Origin of the sequence: Yersinia sp. 2542 StPb PI, assembly GCF_048593855.1 — a bacterium.
In the GTDB taxonomy this organism is placed as follows: Bacteria; Pseudomonadota; Gammaproteobacteria; order Enterobacterales; family Enterobacteriaceae; genus Yersinia; species Yersinia enterocolitica_E.
On sequence record NZ_JAZGQA010000347.1, the window covers coordinates 1 to 2,066 of the forward strand.

Sequence of the window (2,066 nt, forward strand, 5' to 3'; positions counted from 1 at the left end):
ACCTATCTCTAGCTAAATAGCGAAAGATATTTAATTATTATAAATGAAAGTAATAGGTGTAATTATGCATTCAAATAACATACTCGGAAATAGTAATTCAGACGGCGAGTTTTCTAGCCTGATCATATCGGTTATCGGGGTTATTTTATCGGTAGGTGCAGTTTATATCACACAGCTAATTTTTCAGGAAATATCAGAAAGTTTTCATGTGGCGGTACTAGATGCACGCTATTCATTTAGTGTGTCATGTTTTATTTATGCTATTTCATTTTTTATATTTGGTCCTCTATCTGACAGAGCGTCAGCTAAGTATTTGAGTTTGTTTGGATGCGCAGGTGTTATTTTCTGTTTGATTATTTGCCTTTATATTACAAACTATAATGTTTTTCTTCTCGTTATGGCATTACTTGGATTTTTTGCTGCTGCGGTTCCTGCTGCTTTATTTGCTTATACTGCTAAAAATACTGCGGCGGATAGACTCCCACAAGCAATGGGATTAATGATATCGGCATCAATTGTCGGTATCATTTTTAGTCGTAGCATCATTGGTATTTTATCCGATCACTTTTCCTGGCGTACTGCGTTCTCTATGTATGCAGTGCTAGTTCTGATTTCAGCACTGCTGATAATTATTGGGCTAAAAGAAAACTCTACTGTCGAGCGTAATCATAAAAAATTGAGTCATGTTTATATAAATGCAGCAAAAATGCTCACTGATAGAAATATTATTCTGTTTTTATCTTTAGGTTTTCTCCTTTTCTTTAGTTATTTAGGATTGTCTTCATTTCTAACTTACTACCTTAGAGGAATGCCTTTTACTCTATCATCGACAGCCTTGGGTTGGTTGAACTTCGTTGGAATAAGTGCAGTTGGTGGGGCATTTATAAGTGCAAAACTTGCAATGGCTATTGATAAGAAAAAAATTATAATCACATTCTTATGTGGGGTATCTGCGTCTATATTAGTTATTGCCTGTAGCAATAATATTTATATTGTTGCGTTGGGGATTTTTGCTTTATTTATATTCGTTTTTGGTATGCAGCCTATTGTTATGTCTATCCTTAACCAATTTGTAGATAGTTCATCTAAAGGAACAGTTTCATCATTATATCTTTTGTCCTGTCTAGCTGGAGGGAGTTTTGGCACATTTGTTCTTGGTTTAGTATGGCATTCGATGAATTGGTTGGGTGTGGTGATAGTCTGTGTTTCGGTATCAGTGATTAATATTATTCTGGCGATTAATTATATTGGGAAGTCTAAAGCCAGTAGTTTTTTTAACCCTATTGAGAGTTCAAAATAAAATCATGTTAAATAAATTAGCTATAGTGACGGGGGCAACGGGTTCCATTGGTAAGGAAATAGCCCGGGGGTTGGTGGAAAACAATTATAAAGTGGTATTGGTCGGGCGCAACGATAACAAATTGGAACGAGTAAAGCAGGAGATAATTAACCAGACGAATAAGCAATCTTATGTTGTTACGCAAAAGATAAATATATCTAGTCAGATCTCTGTGGATCAAGGGGTGGCCTATATTGATGAATATTATGGTCCAATTGATGTACTGATAAATGCAGCAGGGAATGGTGAGCCGACAGATTTTTTCTCTACTACAGAGGATGACTGGCAGGTGACGATGCAGGCAAAGCTTATGGGAACAATCCGAATGACCCAAGCGGTGTCCAGGATGATGTCAAAGTATCAACGCGGGAAAATAATTATTATTAATGGTACTTTCTGCTATGATCCTGATCCACTTTTTATTATTAATAGCACTGTTAATTCAGCATTAGCTGGGTTCACCAAAGCATGTTCAAAGTATTTAGCCGCTGAGAATATCAATTTAAATGCAATTAATCCCTGGATCACTGAGACTGAGTCTTGGAGTCAGACATGCGATAAATTAGCTAAGTTTAAAGCGATTGAAAAAGATGTGTTAGATGCAAATCTACAATCTATGAATCCATATAAGAGATACGCCCGTACTGAAGATATCAATAATGCAATATTATTTTTATTAAGCGAGAAGTCATCATTTATTAATGGTGCCTCATTGAATATCGATGGT

At 35.8% G+C, this 2,066-nt stretch carries 2 protein-coding genes; both read left to right on the plus strand.

All coding sequences use genetic code 11. From position 1 onward, the window contains the following. Window positions 1-64: 64 nt before the first annotated feature. Window positions 65-1,300, plus strand: coding sequence for an MFS transporter (locus V1952_RS21470; RefSeq protein WP_420075513.1), 1,236 nt, complete (start codon window positions 65-67; stop codon window positions 1,298-1,300). A 4-nt stretch (window positions 1,301-1,304) separates the two neighbouring features. After that, a partial coding sequence (locus V1952_RS21475) for an SDR family NAD(P)-dependent oxidoreductase (protein WP_420072570.1) occupies window positions 1,305-2,066 on the plus strand: 762 nt, incomplete at its 3' end.

Coding starts and splice junctions, on each gene's coding strand:
- V1952_RS21470 (WP_420075513.1), top strand. CDS start 65: ATGCATTCAAATAACATACTCGGAAATAGTAATTCAGACGGCGAGTTT.